Here is a 15,383-nt window from a genome sequence, read left to right on the forward strand (position 1 = left end):
GCAATGTCGAAAATGCACGTCAAACTCACCGTGAACGGCAAAGAGGTCGAAGGTCTGGCCGAACCGCGCACGTTGTTGATCCATTTCCTGCGGGAAGATCTGAAAATTACCGGTCCTCATATCGGTTGCGAGACCAGCCATTGTGGGGCCTGCACCGTTGATATCGATGGCAAATCCGTCAAGTCCTGCACCACCTTTGTGGCCCAGGTGAACGGGGCAGATATTACCACCGTTGAAGGGCTGACCAATGATGATGGCAGCTTGGGCGTCTTACAAGAGATGTTCCGCGAACATCACGGGTTGCAATGCGGCTTCTGCACGCCGGGCATGATCACCCGCGCGCATCGTCTGTTGCAGGAAAACCCTAATCCGACCGAGGAAGAAATCCGTTTTGGCATGGCCGGAAACCTGTGCCGCTGCACCGGATATCAGAACATCGTCAAGGCGATCTCAGCTTCGGCTGACATGCTGAACGCTCAGAAGGAGGCCGCGGAATGAACGACCAGACTCTGACCCCCGAAGAACGCGCCGCCAACCTCAAAGGTATGGGCTGCGCCCGCAAACGCGTCGAGGACGTGCGCTTTACCCAAGGCAAGGGCAACTATGTAGATGATATCAAGCTTGACGGCATGCTGTTCGGTGACTTTGTGCGCTCCCCCTACGCACATGCCCGCGTTGTCAGCGTGAACAAAGAGGCAGCCTTGGCGGTACCCGGCGTTGTCGCCGTGCTAACAGCTGAGGATCTTGCACCTCTGGGTTTACACTGGATGCCGACGCTGGCAGGTGACAAGCAGATGGTGCTGGCCGATGGCAAAGTGCTGTTTCAGGGCCAGGAAGTTGCTTATGTCGTGGCCGAGGACCGGTACATTGCGGCAGACGCAGTGGAACTGGTCGAGGTCGAATACGAAGAACTGCCTGTCATCACCGACCCTTTCGAGGCGTTGAAATCAGATGTTGTCCTGCGCGAAGACCTTGAAGGCCAGACCGAGGGCGCGCACGGCCCACGCAAGCACCACAACCATATCTTTACGTGGGAACAGGGTGACAAGGACGCGACCGAGGCCGTTCTGGCCGAGGCCGATGTGGTGGCTGAAGAGATGGTCTATTACCACCGGACCCACCCCTGTCCGCTGGAAACCTGCGGCTGCGTGGCCTCGATGGACAAAGTGACTGGAAAGCTGACGCTGTACGGCACGTTCCAGGCCCCGCACGCGATCCGCACGGTTGTGTCGCTGATTTCTGGCCTGGCCGAGCACAATATCCGCGTGATCAGCCCCGATATTGGCGGTGGCTTCGGCAATAAAGTGGGGGCCTACGCAGGTTACGTCTGCTCGGTCGTTGCTTCCATCGTTACCGGCAAACCAGTGAAATGGGTCGAGGACCGGATGGAGAACCTGATGTCCACCGCCTTTGCCCGCGACTACTGGATGCAGGGTAAAATCGCAGCCACCAAGGATGGTAAGATCACCGGGCTGTGGTGTCATACAACCGCCGATCACGGTGGGTTTGATGCCTGTGCCGACCCGACCAAGTTTCCAGCTGGATTCATGAATATTTGCACCGGTTCCTATGACATCCCCACCGCGTATCTTGCTGTCGATGGTGTCTATACCAACAAAGCTCCGGGAGGCGTGGCCTATCGCTGTTCGTTCCGTGTGACCGAGGCTGCTTATTTCATCGAGCGCATGATCGAGGTTCTGGCCATCAAGCTGAACATGGATGCGGCCGAGCTGCGTCGGATCAACTTTATCAAGGCCGATCAGTTCCCGTATCAGTCGGCGCTGGGCTGGGAGTATGACTCGGGCGATTATCACACCGCTTGGGACAAGGCGTTGAAGGCCGTAGATTATGACGGTCTGCGGGCCGAACAGGCGCAGCGGGTCGAGGACTTCAAAGCTGGCAAGACCCGCAAGTTGTTGGGGATTGGCCTGACACATTTCACCGAGATTGTCGGGGCCGGGCCGGTCAAGAATTGCGATATTCTTGGGCTGGGTATGTTTGATAGTTGCGAAATCCGCATACATCCAACGGGTTCAGCCATCGCGCGGCTCGGAACTATCAGTCAGGGTCAAGGCCATGCCACGACTTTTGCCCAGATCATCGCCAGCGAGATCGGCCTGCCCGCCGACGATATCACGCTGGAGGAAGGCGACACGGACACCGCGCCTTATGGTCTTGGGACCTATGGCTCTCGGTCCACGCCTGTGGCTGGGGCGGCGACGGCTATGGCCGCGCGCAAGATCCGCGCCAAGGCGCAGATGATCGCGGCGTACCTGCTTGAGGTGCATGATGACGACGTCGAATGGGATGTGGACCGGTTCGCTGTCAAAGGCGCGCCCGAGCGGTTCAAGACCATGAAAGAAATCGCCTTCGCCGCCTATAATCAGGCCATCCCGGGGTTGGAGCCGGGACTGGAAGCCGTCAGCTACTACGACCCGCCGAATATGACCTATCCGTTCGGGGCCTATATCTGCGTTATGGAAATTGACGTGGATACCGGCGAATGGGAAGTGCGGAAGTTCTATGCGCTGGACGATTGCGGCACGCGGATCAACCCGATGATCATCGACGGGCAGGTCCATGGTGGTGTGACCGAAGCGCTGGCTATCGCGATGGGCCAGGAAATTGCCTATGATGAGATGGGCAATGTAAAGACAGGCACGCTGATGGACTTCTTCCTGCCAACGGCCTGGGAGACGCCGAACTATATCACCGACTATACGGTGACACCGTCCCCGCACCATCCGATTGGTGCAAAAGGAGTGGGTGAAAGCCCGAACGTGGGCGGCGTTCCCTGCTTCTCGAACGCGGTGCATGATGCGTTCCGGCCCTTTGGGTTGGTGCAAAGCCACATGCCGCACGACCACTGGCGAATCTGGAAGATCGCCAATGGTCTTGGGATGCATGGGTAAAATGGTTCGGACCGGCTGGCGCCGGCCCGACCAAAGCGAGGGGGCTCTGCCCCCTCGGACCCCCGAGGTATTTTTGGCCAGATGAAGATTGGATCCTGGTTTTGACTTTGACTGACGTTCAGAACGGATTGGCCGCACAGGGCTATGTTGCCGATGATCGTTTGGCCATGGCCCTGCATCTTGCGCAGACGCTGGGTCGTCCGTTGCTGCTTGAGGGGCCTGCGGGTGTCGGCAAGACCGAGGTTGCCAAGGCTCTTGCGGCTCAACGTGAGACGCGATTGATCCGATTGCAGTGTTATGAAGGGCTGGACGCCAGTCACGCCATTTATGAGTGGAACTACCAACGTCAGCTTTTGGCCATTCGTGCAAGCGAGGCTGGCGGAGGCACCAGCGAGGCGCAACTGTTCACCGATGACTACTTGCTGAAGCGTCCATTGCTGGAGGCAATCAGCGAAGAAGATCCACCGGTTCTGCTGATCGATGAAATCGACCGGGCCGATGAAGAGTTTGAAGCCTACTTGCTTGAAATTCTGTCAGACTTTCAGATCACCATCCCCGAACTCGGCACCCTGAAGGCGCGTTCGCGCCCGATTGTAATCCTGACGGCCAACGGGACGCGAGATCTGTCCGACGCGCTGCGGCGTCGCTGTCTTTACAGTTTCCTAGACTACCCATCGCGAGAAACTGAAATGGCGATCCTGAATGCGCGCATGCCTGACGTCGAAGGGCGGCTTGCGCGTCAGATCATCGGGGTCGTTCAGGCTTTGCGGAAGGAAGATTTGGAAAAGACACCCGGCATCGCCGAGATGCTGGACTGGGCAGCCGCGCTATCAGGATTGGGTGTCAACGACATGGCGCAGTCCCAGGAAGAGGTTCAGGCAACCCTTGTGTGTCTTCTGAAAACTGCCGCTGACTACGATGCCGCGCCGCCCGAAGTCATGGATCGCTTGATCGGGAAAGTTGCCTGATGCAAGTCACTCGGTTTCCCTCCCGCGCATCTGGTTTGTCGGATCGCATGTCTGGTTTCATCGCACATTTGCGTATGAACGGGATGCGTGTGGGATCTGCTGAGACAGGAGACGCGCTGGCTGCTCTGGCAGCAGTTGACGCAACGGATGTCAGAGAGGCTCAGCAGGCGCTTTGTGTATTGCTGGCAGGCGATGCTGACGATTGGCGTCGCTTCGAGGACTTGTTCGATGCCTACTGGTTAAATACAGGCAAGCACCGAACGGGAACTGCCCACACGGCTCATGTGCGGGTTCAATCCGCAAAGCCGATGATTTGGCAGCAGCAAAGCCAAGACGCTCGGGAGGCGGAAACCGGCACGGATCAGGCGCAAGAACCTGATCCTGGCGACGGGGAGGCCTTGGGGAGAGACGGGAGGCTGATCGCAACCCGTACGGCTAACCTGTCGCGTCGGGATTTGCGTGAGCTGATGGATGAAGACGCGTTGAAGCAAGCGGAACAGGCGGCAACCGCCATCGCGCGAGCCATCCGGGACCGTCGCTCGCGCAGACGCAAACTTGCGATGCGCGGCCCGGCTTTGGATATGCGCCGTATTCAACGCGCCAGCCTTGCGAGGGGTGGTGAGCCGATTGATCTTTACCGTCGTGCTCGCCCGCCACGCCCTATGCGGATCGTGGCTTTGTGTGACGTTAGCGGTTCGATGACAGTTTATTCGCGAGTTTTCCTTGCCTTTCTCAAGGGGTTGATTGGCAGCGGAGCCGAAGCGGATGCGTATTTATTTCATACGCATTTGATGCGGGTGACGGACGTACTGCGCGATCACGACACGCTGCGCGCGGCTGGCCGATTGTCGCTGATGGCCGAAGGGTTTGGCGGCGGTACTGACATCTCGGGTAGCCTTGAAAAATTTTTGAATGGATACGGTGCCCGTGCCCTGAACGGGCGGACGGTGGTATTGATCCTTTCGGATGGCTATTGCAGCTCGTCGCCTGCGGCTTTGGGGCATATACTGGCGCGGGTCCGACGCAAGGCACAACGGGTGGTTTGGCTGAATCCGCTTAAAGGATGGAAAGATTACCAGCCCATTGCCGCTGCCATGAAGGCCGCAGAGCCGTACCTGGACGCGCATCTTCCTGCCAACACGCTCGAAGCACTGGCGGCACTAGAACCTGAATTCCGAAAACTGTGAAAGGATAAAACCATGGCAGGTTTCGACATCTTCGACACGATTGAACAGCTGCGCCAGCAGGGGGACGCTTTTTGCGTGGCAACTGTCCTTCGCACCGCCGACGCGACCTCGGCCAAGGCGGGCGGCAAGGCAGTAGTCACGCGAGACGGTCGGATATTGGGACATCTGGGTGGAGCCTGTGTGCAGCGCGTTGTACGGGCATCAGCTCAGGAAGCACTTACAGGTGGCTTTCCGAAAATGATCCGCGTGAAACCCTCGGACAAGGTGGTGGCAATGACAGACCCGGACGGCGTGGAAACCTTCAAGAGCGGTTGCCCTTCGGGTGGAACGGTCGACTTGCTGATTGAGCCGTATCAGCATGCGCCGCGTTTGATCATCTTTGGAGAGTCCCCGATTGCCCATGCCCTCGCAGAGCACGCAGCGCTTATCGGATTGCGTGTTTGCTTGCCCGAAGGTTCTGAGAGTGAAGTGGATTTTACCAGTTTCGATCCGGAAAACTTAAGCGCTTTGGGTGTTGAGCCACGCGATTTCGCAGTGGTCGCTTCGCAGGGAAAAGGTGATGGCGCCGCATTGAAAGCCGCGCTCGAAACACCGGCGCGCCGTGTGTCAATGGTTGCGAGCCGCCGCAAGGCTGAGGTGTTGTGCGACAGGTTGGAAGCGCAAGGTTTGAGTTCTGCACAAACCAAGCGGCTCAAGTCGCCTGCCGGTTTGGACATCCATGCGATCGACCCACACGAAATTGCCCTGTCGATCCTTGCTGAAATTATCCTTTGGCGGAACTCATATAATTCCGAGGAGACTTCGCATGAAGAAAAAATGGCTTAACTGGTTGGCGTCCTTCCGGGCTGCAAAACCGGATTCGACCCCGGAAGAAGCGACCGAGGTGGCACTTCGTGTTTTCCCAAGATGTTGTTGAGAAAAGGATCCTCAGATGGAACTAAATGACGAAATTCGCATCTCTGCGCCCCGAGACGTAGTGTACCGCGCGCTGAATGACCCGGATGTCCTGCGCGAATGCATTCCTGGGTGCGAAGAGCTTATCCAGCATTCACCTGAGCATCTTGAGGCCAAAGTTGTGCTGAAAATCGGCCCCGTTAAGGCGCGATTCAATGGCGAGGTTACGCTGGACAATTCAGAAGCGCCTGATGCGTTCTCGTTGAGTGGAGAAGGGAAGGGAGGAGCCGCGGGTTTCGCAAATGGTGGCGCTGATGTCTCTCTTGTGGCTGATGGGGAAGAAACAGTGCTGTCTTATACCGCCAAGGTCGCAATTGGCGGTAAAATTGCACAACTGGGCAGCAGGTTGATCTCAGGAACTGCCAAAAAACTCTCGGTCAAGTTTTTTGACAGGTTTGGGGAAGTTGTTGCCGATCAATACGTTGGCTAAGCGCAGCGGCCAAACTTAACGAACGTGCTTTGCGTTGCGGCGGTCCTTTCGACTTCCGCAACGCAGTGCGACTTGCGGGTTTACGGTGAGACGCATTCATTTATAGGGTGAATCTGCTTAAATTTTAGGCCGCCGGGCGTGCATTCGGTTAATATTTGATCGGATGACGCGAAACTAGGCATTCTGCGACGGTGCAAATTGGCGTTTCGGCGCGTCAGCAAGGAAACAGATGGCACCAACAGGTCTTCCAAAGGTGCCTTATTACTCAAGCTGCTGTTATAAAACCCGCGCAAAGTGCGAACCCACCACGCGCCGCTGGTTCAGTTAACCTAAGCACCAAGCTGCTGGGCGCTAAGAGTGTATTAGACAGGTTTCACCATTCCGGGTCCTTCAAGTGCTTGTTCCCAAGAACCACAACGCCGCATTTGGAGGCGGTTCTTCTCAACACGGCCGGTGGAGTGACCGGGGGCGATAGATTTCGGTTTTCAGGCAAAGCTGCAGAAGGCACTACGCTGACGCTGACAACGCAGGCTTGCGAACGTGTCTACAAAGCGCAGCCTGAAGAAATCGGCCAGATTACCAACCACCTGACAGTTCAGTCTGGCGCTCGTGTGAATTGGTTGCCGCAAGAGACGATCCTGTTCAACGATAGCGCGTTGGAGCGTCGGCTGAAGATCGATTTAGCTCCTGAGGCTGAGTTGTTGATGATCGAGCCAATGGTCTTCGGGCGCGCGGCGATGGGAGAGCGGCTCAGCAAAATCCGTCTCAGTGATCGGATCGAGATACACCGCCAAAAAGGTCCGGTTTTTCTGGATGCGATACAGTTTTCAGGCGACTTGAACGCTCATCTGTCCAAGCCGCATATCGCAAACGGCGCTGGGGCAATGGCGTTGATCGTATTTGCCTCGAAGGCTGTTGAAGCTCATTTGGGCCCGGTTCGCGACATGCTGCCGGATACGGCAGGGGCGACACTTATACAAAACGAATTGCTGATTGTTCGCGCCCTGGCTGAAAACAGCTTTGCCCTGCGCCGTACCCTGATGCCGGTTTTGCGGCAACTGAACAAAGGCACATTGCCCCGATGCTGGATGCTCTGACATGAACCTGACCCCACGTGAAAAAGACAAGCTGTTGGTCGCCATGGCCGCGGAAGTTGCCCGCAAGAGGCTGGCCCGAGGCGTTAAGCTGAATCACCCCGAAGCCATCGCCCTGATTACGGACGCCGTGGTCGAAGGTGCGCGCGATGGTCGATCGGTCGCTGACATGATGCAAGCCGGGGCTGAAGTCATCAGCCGGGAACACTGTATGGAAGGCGTGCCAGAGATGATCCACGAAGTACAAGTCGAGGCAACGTTTCCCGATGGAACCAAGCTTGTCACTGTTCACAATCCCATTCGTTAATCAAAAAGGAACGCGCTATGATCCGCATGCTCTTTCCCGCCCTTGTTCTTTCTGGCCCGGCAATAGCCCACACTGGCACGCATATTCACGCACACCCAACCGACTATGCCACGTTGGGCGCTGGGCTGGCTTTGATTGCTTTTGCTCTCATCGCGCTGCTGACCAAGCTGACCAAATGATTCCGGGTGAGGTCATTCCGGCCGACGGCTCACTGACGCTGAACGCCGGGCGCAGCAGCCGCCTTGTTATGGTCGCCAATACGGGTGACAGGCCAGTACAGGTCGGCAGCCATTACCACTTTGCCGAGGCGAACGCTGCCCTGGATTTTGATCGCCATGCAGCTTTGGGGATGCGGCTGGATATTCCTGCGGGGACGGCCGTTCGCTTTGAACCGGGTCAGACCCGCGAAGTGATGCTGGTTCCTTATGACGGGCGGCGGCACATTTATGGTTTTAACATGCACATCATGGGGGCTTTGAAAGATGCCGGGCAAGATCAGCCGGAGTGATTATGCCGCTATGTTCGGCCCAACTGTGGGTGATAAGGTTAGGTTGGCCGACACCGACCTGATTATCGAGGTGGAAAGAGATCTGATTGTGGAGCGCGCGACAGCCGCGCGGTTCAGCAAAACGGGTCACCGCGAAGACGTCTATGGCGAAGAAGTCAAGTTTGGCGGCGGTAAAGTAATCCGCGACGGGATGGGGCAGTCTCAGGTCACGCGTGCTCAGGGGGCTGTTGATACGGTGATCACCAACGCTCTGGTCGTTGATCATTCCGGTATCTACAAGGCAGATGTGGGGCTGAAGGACGGGCGGATCGCTAAAATCGGCAAAGCAGGGAACCCCGATACCCAGCCGGGTGTAGACATCATTATCGGCCCAGGGACCGAGGCCATCGCAGGCGAGGGGCGCATCCTGACGGCAGGCGGGTTTGATAGTCATATTCATTTCATTTGCCCCCAGCAGATCGAAGATGCGCTGCATTCCGGCCTGACGACCATGCTTGGTGGTGGCACCGGTCCTGCACATGGCACTCTGGCGACCACCTGTACGCCGGGGCCCTGGCATATCGGCCGGATGTTGCAAGCGGCGGATGCCTTTCCCATGAACCTGGCCTTCGCGGGGAAGGGCAACGCCTCACTGCCAGCGGCGCTGGAGGAACAGGTCAAGGCAGGCGCTTGCGCGATGAAACTGCACGAGGACTGGGGAACAACCCCTGCCGCCATCGACTGCTGCCTTTCGGTTGCGGATGCGATGGACGTGCAGGTGATGATCCATACCGACACGCTGAACGAATCTGGTTTTGTAGAAAATACCGTGGCTGCCATGAAAGGCCGAACGATCCATGCCTTCCATACCGAAGGTGCAGGTGGCGGCCACGCCCCAGACATCATCAAGATCTGCGGCGAGAACCATGTTCTGCCATCCTCGACCAACCCAACACGCCCCTTCACCGTCAATACGGTTGAAGAGCACCTGGACATGCTGATGGTATGCCATCACCTTGACAAATCCATTCCCGAAGACGTGGCCTTTGCCGAAAGCCGTATCCGGCGCGAGACCATTGCGGCCGAGGATATCCTGCACGATATGGGTGCCTTCTCGATCATCGCGTCTGACAGTCAGGCTATGGGCCGCGTGGGCGAGGTGCTGATCCGTACGTGGCAAACCGCCGATAAAATGAAGAAACAACGCGGACGTCTGAGCGAGGAAACCGGAGACAACGACAATCTTCGTGTTCGGCGTTACATTGCAAAGTACACTGTCAACCCGGCCATTGCGCATGGACTGAGCCACGAAATCGGCAGCATCGAAGAAGGCAAGCGTGCCGATCTGGTCCTGTGGAACCCAGCCTTTTTCGGAGTGAAGCCCGAGATAGTTTTGCTGGGTGGTACCATTGCTTGCGCTCAAATGGGTGATCCCAACGCTTCGATCCCTACACCGCAACCTGTTTATAGCCGCCCGATGTTTGGCGCCTATGGGAGATCGGTTGAACATTCCGCGATCACATTTGTCTCGCAGGCCGCGCAGGAGGATCGGATCGGTGATACACTGGGATTAGCCAAGCAAACCGTGGCTGCACGGAACACACGGGAGATCGGCAAACAGGACCTTCTGCTGAACAGTGCGACACCTCATGTCGAGGTTGATCCGGAAACCTACGAGGTGCGGGCAGACGGCGAATTATTGACCTGCCAACCCGCTGAAGTGCTGCCAATGGCGCAACGCTATTTTTTGTTTTGACTAAGAATTGTGCTGCGTTGCAGCGCGCGCAACGGAGCCATGAGCAAACATGCACTACTCAATGAGGCCGATATGACAAATATTCAAACCCAAGGGAGGACCAACGATTACGAGGGTCCAAATGGCAAACTCAGCAACACAGACGCACGCACGGATTTCGCTGCGTGGCTTGATCGCATCCATCGGGTCATCAATCTTTTCAGTTCTAATGAGCGTGGCCGCAGCGCAATCGCGCGTTCGTCAAGTCAACCACTTGCAATCACTCAGCGACGAAGAACTGAAAAATCGCGGCCTGACGCGCGAACGGATCGTCCATCAGGTATTTGCGGATTCTATCTGGCTCTGACCGTTCCCGGTGCTGAGGAGGGGATCGCATGACTGCCCTTCTGTGTACCGCGCGTCAGTATTCGGGTCACACGCACAGCGACCCGGCGGACAGCTTGTACCTGACCTATGATGATCGGTTCCTGCGTCGCAAGGTTCTGACATGCGAAAGTGGTGAGCAGATATTGATCGATCTGGCGCAGACAACTTCGTTGGATCATGGAGGCGCGCTGATCCTCGATGACGGGCGCGAGGTGGAAATCCGGGCAGCGCCGGAAGCTTTGCTTCAGGTGACAGCCCCGGACCTGACGCGCATCGCCTGGCACATTGGCAATCGTCATACACCGTGCCAAATCGAGAAAGACCGCCTGTTCATACAGGTCGACCATGTCATCAAAGACATGCTTTTGAAAATCGGGGCGACGGTGCAGGAAGTGCACCAACCGTTCACACCCGAAGGTGGCGCTTATGGTCACGGCCGGACTCATGGCCACACCCACTGACACCGATATCCTGACCTTGGCCCAATGGCTGTCCCCTGCGTACCCTGTCGGGGGTTTTGCCTATTCTCATGGCCTGGAGGCAGCGATTGACGAAGGGTGTGTCACGTGCTCACAGGACGCCGAAGAATGGATTTCGGATGTGCTAGAGCACGGCTCGGGGTGGAATGACGCGTTGTTTGTTGTCGCGGCATACAGGGCGCGGACACAAGGTGAACTGATCAACATTGATGCGACCGCACGGGCCTTCTGCGCGTCATCCGAACGGCTCATGGAGACCGATTTGTTGGGGCAGGCGTTTGGAAATGTGACGCGAGATGTCTGGGAGTTGGATCTGCGCCAACTTACGTACCCGGTCAGCATAGGGCAAGCTGCCTGTCGGCAGAATCTCCCCGTGTCTCTAACGACCAAGATGTTTCTGCAAGCATTCGTCAGCAATCTTGTAGCTTGCGCAACGCGCCTAGTTCCTTTGGGCCAAACTGACGCGCAGCGATTGATCCGCACCCTTACACCATTGTGTGGGAAGATCGCCAGCAGGGCACAAAAGGCCGGCTTGGATCAACTGAGCTCAACAGCGTTTCTGTCGGACATCGCATCCATGAAGCACGAAACACAATATTCGAGGATATTCCGAACATGACGAATATGAACGGTCCACTTCGCGTCGGCATTGGCGGCCCGGTAGGAGCTGGAAAAACCACCTTGACCGCTGCACTGTCCGAAGTCCTTCGCGATGTCTGTTCAGTGGGCGTCATAACCAATGATATTTACACACAAGAGGATGCCGAAGCGCTTATGCGTATGCAAATCTTGCCCAGGGACCGGATCATTGGCGTGGAAACCGGGGGCTGCCCGCACACTGCAATTCGCGAAGATGCCTCGATCAATCTGGCCGCAATCGCTGAAATGCAGGCGCGTCATCCTGATCTGGACGTTGTGCTGATTGAAAGTGGTGGTGACAATCTGTCCGCGACGTTCAGCCCCGAACTTGCTGACCTTACAATCTATGTAATTGATGTGGCTGCTGGCGAGGAAATACCTAGAAAAGGTGGGCCAGCGATCACCAAGTCGGACATCCTGGTAATCAACAAAACCGATCTGGCACCTCATGTCGGTGCGTCGTTGGAGGTTATGGAACGAGACGCGCAAAAGATGCGCAAAGGAAGACCTTTTCTGTTCTCATCACTTCGCAACAGAAAAGGGGTTGGCGCAATTGTGGATTTGTTGGAGCAGACAGGAGGTCTGAGAGTGTCGGGCGCGAGTTAGCTGCGCAAAAGACGATATCCAACAAGGCTCACCCAATCATCTTATCTGGTAGTAGAATGACAGTTTTCGACTAACGCCGCCGGGTGGGCGTGGGAATGGCGCGGCGGTGCGAACCTGTTGCTTTGCGGCGCGCTCTATATCGGGTGAGCCAGAGCTTTCGACAATATCGACCCACGCCAAAGTGCCATCAGGACTGATTTCAAAAAACACGCGCGCATATCCGCGCGCTGCGACATAGACAATCGGGGCCCGGTTTAAATGAACCAGAACCTCACCGGCATAATTCGTTGAGTCCGAGTTTCCTGGGCCGCGCCCACCAGATCGATTGCTGCTTCTGCTTTGTCGAAAGACGTCCACACCTTCTCTTTTGAAGGCAGAGAGCGGCGATTCAATCGTCTGCTCTGGAAAGCGCAGATTGTCAAAATTGTTGAAACGCTCCAATGTTCTTGGTTGGGCGGGTTGCGCGTCGCGGTTGGGCGGCCGTGGTCGAAGCGACGAAACCAGCGCTTGTTCGGTTTCGTCTGCTTCCGCTTCGGGGATGGGCAGATCTGCCTCCTCATCCAACGGTTCCTGGGTTGCTTGGGGTGTTACAGGTTCGACGGTTTCACCGTTTTCCGGGTCGACTGGAGATAGCTCTGCCGGCAAAGCGGCAAGCTGTTCTTCTGATACCGGATCTTCGACCGAAGACGGTTCAACCGGAGATGCTGTTTGATCTGGGGGCGCTTCTGGCGTTTCAGTCACGGTGTCAGACCCTGCGGTTTGCGCAGCTTCACCGGTATCATCCGGGCCCTGTTCCACAGGTTCGGTGACCGCTTCTTCCGGTGCTCTGGGCTGAATGATTGCGGAGTCTCCGGTATCGGGCGCGTAGGTCTGTTTTGGGTCGGGCGACGCGACACGGGCGTCGCTTGTGGGGGCTTCGGCCTCTCTGGGCTCAATTGGCGGTTCTTCCAGAGGGGGTGGTGTCTCTGCCGGTTCGGGTTCGACAGGTTCAAGCCGGGCATCTGCAAACTCTTCAAAACTGTTGCTCAGTTGGACAGTATCTGTTCGGCTTTCACTTGCGGCTTGGTTTGACAGGTTTGGCACGGTCAGGCTCAGGCCCGCGAGATGCATCAACAGCGATACCGAGATCGCGAGAATCGCGACAAAGATAGACCGCCTGATCATTCGAGGGCCTGTTCTGTCACAAGAAAAACCGATGGAGCGCCTAACCGGCGCAGGGTGGTGGTGATTTCCATCAATCGGGGCGCAGACGCATTTCTGTCTGGCACGATGCGCACCGGCCCGGATTCTCGATCGACCATGAAAGCTTCGGCGTCTGTTGGCCTGCCGCGAAAGCTCAACGTTCCGTCCTGATGAAGAACAAGCGCATCGGGTGGTTCACGGCCTTCAAGATCTGCAGTGTTCACCAATTCCAGGTCCGGATCCAATGGAGGAGCTATTGTGCCGGCGATCAGAAAAAAGATTAGAATAAGAAAGACAACATTGATCAGCGGGATGGTTGAATCGCGGTTTCGGCTGGCTCGGATGTGGCGGATCATTCTTTTACTCCAACACTCTAACCATGAGACCTTCGCGCCCGCGCAGGCGAACTAGAAGGTCCACAAGGCGTTGTGCGGATGTATCCGGATCAAGGCTGATTAAAACCTGACCGGACTGAATCTGACTGTTCAAGTTTTCAAGCGACGTAACTTTACCATTCAGCGCGACCCGCTCGGCGCCGAGCTGCACAAAAAAGCGTTCGATTGTCGTTGTTTCGCTTGCTGCGCCCTGGGTTGCACTGCTGAGTTCAATCTCGCTGAACCTCGAGAAAGTCGAGGACAGCATGAAGAACAGCAAAAGCAGAAAGATCACGTCGATCAGGGGCGTCATCGACATCCGCCGCCGGACAAATGGTACCGTGTTACGCATGTTCTGGTGCAGCCGAAACCGGTGCGGTACCTGCTGCGCTATTGATCGAGGGCGCGGGCACCAGAACCGTGCGCAGGGCTTTGTCCGCAAACACACGCTCGCGCGCTGTGCGGCTTTCGAGCCAAGACAAGACCATGGACGTTGGCATTGCAACGGCCAGCCCCACCGCAGTGGTTATCAAGGCGACCCAGATGCCGCCAGCCAGAACCGAAGGATCCACTGACGACCCTGCGGCCTGCAGGCTCTGAAACGCGCTGATCATACCAAGAACGGTGCCAAATAGTCCCAGTAAGGGGGCAAGCTGCGCCACAGTGTCCAACAGGCGAAAACCGCGCTCAAGCCCGGCAAGCACAAGGCCGGTTTCGGCATCCAGTCTGTCATCGGCTCCGGCTACGCCCGCTGCATCCATAGCCGCGCCGACAATAGGGGCCAGATAACTTTTGCTGCCGGCCAGCTTTGCTCGGGCGGCGTGTTGGTCGCCAGCGTCCCATGCGGCAAGTGCTTCGGACAGCACTTTATGTCTCCCGACACCACAGGCCGCAAATTGCCAGAGTTTGTAAAGAGTGACAGCCAGCGTCAGCACGGACATCGCGATCAGGATCGCCACGACCGGCCCGCCAAGTGCGAAAATCTCACGAAGTGCGGTTAAAGGACTCATCCCAAAAGCTCCATGGCTACTCGACTGCTCAGCGACAGGGTCTTTCCGCATACCTGGCTTTCAGCGCCATCGACCAGGCAAGAGTTCGTTCCGTTTATCAAGACCTGCCCAACTTCGGCGCAAGTTCGGTTTGGTAAATCAAACTGGCGTACGCGGGGTCTGTTCGCCGGCAAGTCACGGAAATCGAACAGGGACAAGGTCACAACACCACCTTCGGCATCAAAAACAACGGTTTCAAATACCGCGCCATCAATCGTAAGCCCGGTTTCATTCTTGGCCAAAAAGGTTAGCCTGCATGATCCGGTGACATCTTGGACCGCATACAGTTCTACGAAGAGTTTGCCATCCTGTTTGGTATCAGATTGCGCTAGCGCGGTAGACGACAGGCTGGCGCAAAACGCTGCCGCTGCTAAAATGCGACTGGAAAACATAAACTTACTCCGTTTTGCTGCGCTCGTTTCAGGGGCGGCACGATCAGTTGACCTATTTGTTTGTCGACCCAGTCATTCGTCAAGTAAAGCCTAACCAAGGGTCGTGGGGTAAAAGGATCGTCAGCGCAAGTTGATGAGTGCTTTCACAAGCTAAGAGATACGGGGCGCAAATAGAATTTCAACTGTGCACGGCAACACCGA

General features: G+C 56.7%; 20 protein-coding genes. 15 read left to right on the forward strand and 5 right to left on the reverse strand.

Annotated features, from left to right (window positions below; translation table 11 throughout):
• The first annotated feature begins 3 nt into the window (after window positions 1–3).
• The 15 genes from GOV91_RS17160 to ureG all read left to right on the forward strand — a co-directional run bounded on the left by GOV91_RS17160 (window position 4) and on the right by ureG (window position 12,185).
• A complete protein-coding gene (locus GOV91_RS17160; protein ID WP_170355562.1) occupies window positions 4–498 on the forward strand; it encodes a (2Fe-2S)-binding protein in 495 nt (164 codons plus the stop codon).
• On the forward strand, window positions 495–2,912 hold the full coding sequence (locus tag GOV91_RS17165; protein WP_171236401.1) for an aerobic carbon-monoxide dehydrogenase large subunit: 2,418 nt from the start codon (window positions 495–497) through the stop codon (window positions 2,910–2,912). The genes GOV91_RS17160 and GOV91_RS17165 overlap by 4 nt, the downstream gene beginning before the upstream one ends.
• A 101-nt stretch (window positions 2,913–3,013) precedes the next feature.
• Window positions 3,014–3,880, forward strand: a complete 867-nt coding sequence (locus GOV91_RS17170) for a MoxR family ATPase (RefSeq protein WP_171236402.1) — start codon at window positions 3,014–3,016, stop codon at window positions 3,878–3,880.
• Window positions 3,880–5,067 carry a VWA domain-containing protein gene (locus GOV91_RS17175; RefSeq protein ID WP_171236403.1) on the forward strand — a complete coding sequence of 396 codons (1,188 nt, stop codon included), beginning with the start codon at window positions 3,880–3,882 and terminating at the stop codon, window positions 5,065–5,067. The genes GOV91_RS17170 and GOV91_RS17175 overlap by 1 nt, the downstream gene beginning before the upstream one ends.
• Before the next feature lie 12 nt (window positions 5,068–5,079).
• Window positions 5,080–5,892, forward strand: coding sequence for an XdhC family protein (locus tag GOV91_RS17180; RefSeq protein WP_171236404.1), 813 nt, complete (start codon window positions 5,080–5,082; stop codon window positions 5,890–5,892).
• Window positions 5,893–5,998: 106 nt separating this feature from the next.
• Window positions 5,999–6,451: a CoxG family protein gene (locus GOV91_RS17185; RefSeq protein ID WP_171236405.1), complete on the forward strand. Its 453-nt coding sequence runs from the start codon at window positions 5,999–6,001 to the stop codon at window positions 6,449–6,451.
• Between the two features lie 398 nt (window positions 6,452–6,849).
• Window positions 6,850–7,548, forward strand: coding sequence for an urease accessory protein UreD (locus GOV91_RS17190; RefSeq protein ID WP_253282908.1), 699 nt, complete (start codon window positions 6,850–6,852; stop codon window positions 7,546–7,548).
• Between the two features lies 1 nt (window position 7,549).
• Window positions 7,550–7,852, forward strand: coding sequence for an urease subunit gamma (locus GOV91_RS17195; protein ID WP_152459090.1), 303 nt, complete (start codon window positions 7,550–7,552; stop codon window positions 7,850–7,852).
• 17 nt (window positions 7,853–7,869) lie between these two features.
• The gene (locus GOV91_RS17200; RefSeq protein ID WP_171174974.1) at window positions 7,870–8,031 is read left to right on the forward strand and encodes a hypothetical protein; all 162 of its coding nucleotides are present in this window, start codon (window positions 7,870–7,872) and stop codon (window positions 8,029–8,031) included.
• Entirely contained in the window at window positions 8,028–8,360 is a 333-nt protein-coding gene (locus tag GOV91_RS17205; RefSeq protein ID WP_171174972.1) for an urease subunit beta, read from the forward strand. Before GOV91_RS17200 ends, GOV91_RS17205 begins: the two co-directional genes overlap by 4 nt.
• Window positions 8,335–10,095, forward strand: coding sequence for an urease subunit alpha (ureC, locus tag GOV91_RS17210; protein ID WP_171236406.1), 1,761 nt, complete (start codon window positions 8,335–8,337; stop codon window positions 10,093–10,095). Before GOV91_RS17205 ends, ureC begins: the two co-directional genes overlap by 26 nt.
• 121 nt (window positions 10,096–10,216) lie before the next feature.
• Window positions 10,217–10,441: a DUF1127 domain-containing protein gene (locus GOV91_RS17215; protein ID WP_171236407.1), complete on the forward strand. Its 225-nt coding sequence runs from the start codon at window positions 10,217–10,219 to the stop codon at window positions 10,439–10,441.
• A 28-nt stretch (window positions 10,442–10,469) separates the two neighbouring features.
• A complete protein-coding gene (locus GOV91_RS17220) occupies window positions 10,470–10,922 on the forward strand; it encodes an urease accessory protein UreE (protein WP_171236408.1) in 453 nt (150 codons plus the stop codon).
• Window positions 10,906–11,559, forward strand: coding sequence for an urease accessory protein UreF (locus GOV91_RS17225; protein WP_171236409.1), 654 nt, complete (start codon window positions 10,906–10,908; stop codon window positions 11,557–11,559). The genes GOV91_RS17220 and GOV91_RS17225 overlap by 17 nt, the downstream gene beginning before the upstream one ends.
• Window positions 11,556–12,185 (forward strand): urease accessory protein UreG, encoded by a 630-nt coding sequence (gene ureG, locus GOV91_RS17230; protein ID WP_171236410.1) that lies wholly within the window; start codon window positions 11,556–11,558, stop codon window positions 12,183–12,185. Before GOV91_RS17225 ends, ureG begins: the two co-directional genes overlap by 4 nt.
• Window positions 12,186–12,221: 36 nt before the next feature.
• Here ureG and GOV91_RS17235 read toward each other — a convergent pair whose 3' ends face one another.
• The 5 genes from GOV91_RS17235 to GOV91_RS17255 are packed head-to-tail and all read right to left on the reverse strand — an operon-like array spanning window position 12,222 to window position 15,182.
• Window positions 12,222–13,349 (reverse strand): energy transducer TonB, encoded by a 1,128-nt coding sequence (locus GOV91_RS17235; protein ID WP_171236411.1) that lies wholly within the window; start codon window positions 13,347–13,349, stop codon window positions 12,222–12,224.
• The gene (locus tag GOV91_RS17240; RefSeq protein WP_171236412.1) at window positions 13,346–13,723 is read right to left on the reverse strand and encodes a biopolymer transporter ExbD; all 378 of its coding nucleotides are present in this window, start codon (window positions 13,721–13,723) and stop codon (window positions 13,346–13,348) included. The genes GOV91_RS17235 and GOV91_RS17240 overlap by 4 nt, the downstream gene beginning before the upstream one ends.
• Before the next feature lie 4 nt (window positions 13,724–13,727).
• Window positions 13,728–14,093 (reverse strand): biopolymer transporter ExbD, encoded by a 366-nt coding sequence (locus tag GOV91_RS17245; protein WP_254440706.1) that lies wholly within the window; start codon window positions 14,091–14,093, stop codon window positions 13,728–13,730.
• Window positions 14,086–14,751: a MotA/TolQ/ExbB proton channel family protein gene (locus tag GOV91_RS17250; protein ID WP_171236413.1), complete on the reverse strand. Its 666-nt coding sequence runs from the start codon at window positions 14,749–14,751 to the stop codon at window positions 14,086–14,088. The genes GOV91_RS17245 and GOV91_RS17250 overlap by 8 nt, the downstream gene beginning before the upstream one ends.
• Window positions 14,748–15,182: a hypothetical protein gene (locus GOV91_RS17255; RefSeq protein WP_171236414.1), complete on the reverse strand. Its 435-nt coding sequence runs from the start codon at window positions 15,180–15,182 to the stop codon at window positions 14,748–14,750. Before GOV91_RS17255 ends, GOV91_RS17250 begins: the two co-directional genes overlap by 4 nt.
• Window positions 15,183–15,383 lie beyond the last annotated feature (201 nt).

The sequence above is a fragment of the Ruegeria sp. HKCCA6837 genome (genome assembly GCF_013034475.1).
Classification (GTDB): Bacteria; Pseudomonadota; Alphaproteobacteria; order Rhodobacterales; family Rhodobacteraceae; genus Ruegeria.

Bases quoted from the DNA above. Each gene is read 5' to 3' on its own strand.
- GOV91_RS17160 (WP_170355562.1), top strand. From the start codon at position 4: ATGTCGAAAATGCACGTCAAACTCACCGTGAACGGCAAAGAGGTCGAA.
- GOV91_RS17165 (WP_171236401.1), top strand. From the start codon at position 495: ATGAACGACCAGACTCTGACCCCCGAAGAACGCGCCGCCAACCTCAAA.
- GOV91_RS17175 (WP_171236403.1), top strand. From the start codon at position 3,880: ATGCAAGTCACTCGGTTTCCCTCCCGCGCATCTGGTTTGTCGGATCGC.
- GOV91_RS17180 (WP_171236404.1), top strand. From the start codon at position 5,080: ATGGCAGGTTTCGACATCTTCGACACGATTGAACAGCTGCGCCAGCAG.
- GOV91_RS17185 (WP_171236405.1), top strand. From the start codon at position 5,999: ATGGAACTAAATGACGAAATTCGCATCTCTGCGCCCCGAGACGTAGTG.
- GOV91_RS17195 (WP_152459090.1), top strand. From the start codon at position 7,550: ATGAACCTGACCCCACGTGAAAAAGACAAGCTGTTGGTCGCCATGGCC.
- GOV91_RS17200 (WP_171174974.1), top strand. From the start codon at position 7,870: ATGATCCGCATGCTCTTTCCCGCCCTTGTTCTTTCTGGCCCGGCAATA.
- GOV91_RS17205 (WP_171174972.1), top strand. From the start codon at position 8,028: ATGATTCCGGGTGAGGTCATTCCGGCCGACGGCTCACTGACGCTGAAC.
- ureC (WP_171236406.1), top strand. From the start codon at position 8,335: ATGCCGGGCAAGATCAGCCGGAGTGATTATGCCGCTATGTTCGGCCCA.
- GOV91_RS17215 (WP_171236407.1), top strand. From the start codon at position 10,217: ATGGCAAACTCAGCAACACAGACGCACGCACGGATTTCGCTGCGTGGC.
- GOV91_RS17220 (WP_171236408.1), top strand. From the start codon at position 10,470: ATGACTGCCCTTCTGTGTACCGCGCGTCAGTATTCGGGTCACACGCAC.
- GOV91_RS17225 (WP_171236409.1), top strand. From the start codon at position 10,906: ATGGCCACACCCACTGACACCGATATCCTGACCTTGGCCCAATGGCTG.
- ureG (WP_171236410.1), top strand. From the start codon at position 11,556: ATGACGAATATGAACGGTCCACTTCGCGTCGGCATTGGCGGCCCGGTA.
- GOV91_RS17235 (WP_171236411.1), bottom strand. From the start codon at position 13,349: ATGATCAGGCGGTCTATCTTTGTCGCGATTCTCGCGATCTCGGTATCG.
- GOV91_RS17240 (WP_171236412.1), bottom strand. From the start codon at position 13,723: ATGATCCGCCACATCCGAGCCAGCCGAAACCGCGATTCAACCATCCCG.
- GOV91_RS17245 (WP_254440706.1), bottom strand. From the start codon at position 14,093: ATGCGTAACACGGTACCATTTGTCCGGCGGCGGATGTCGATGACGCCC.
- GOV91_RS17250 (WP_171236413.1), bottom strand. From the start codon at position 14,751: ATGAGTCCTTTAACCGCACTTCGTGAGATTTTCGCACTTGGCGGGCCG.
- GOV91_RS17255 (WP_171236414.1), bottom strand. From the start codon at position 15,182: ATGTTTTCCAGTCGCATTTTAGCAGCGGCAGCGTTTTGCGCCAGCCTG.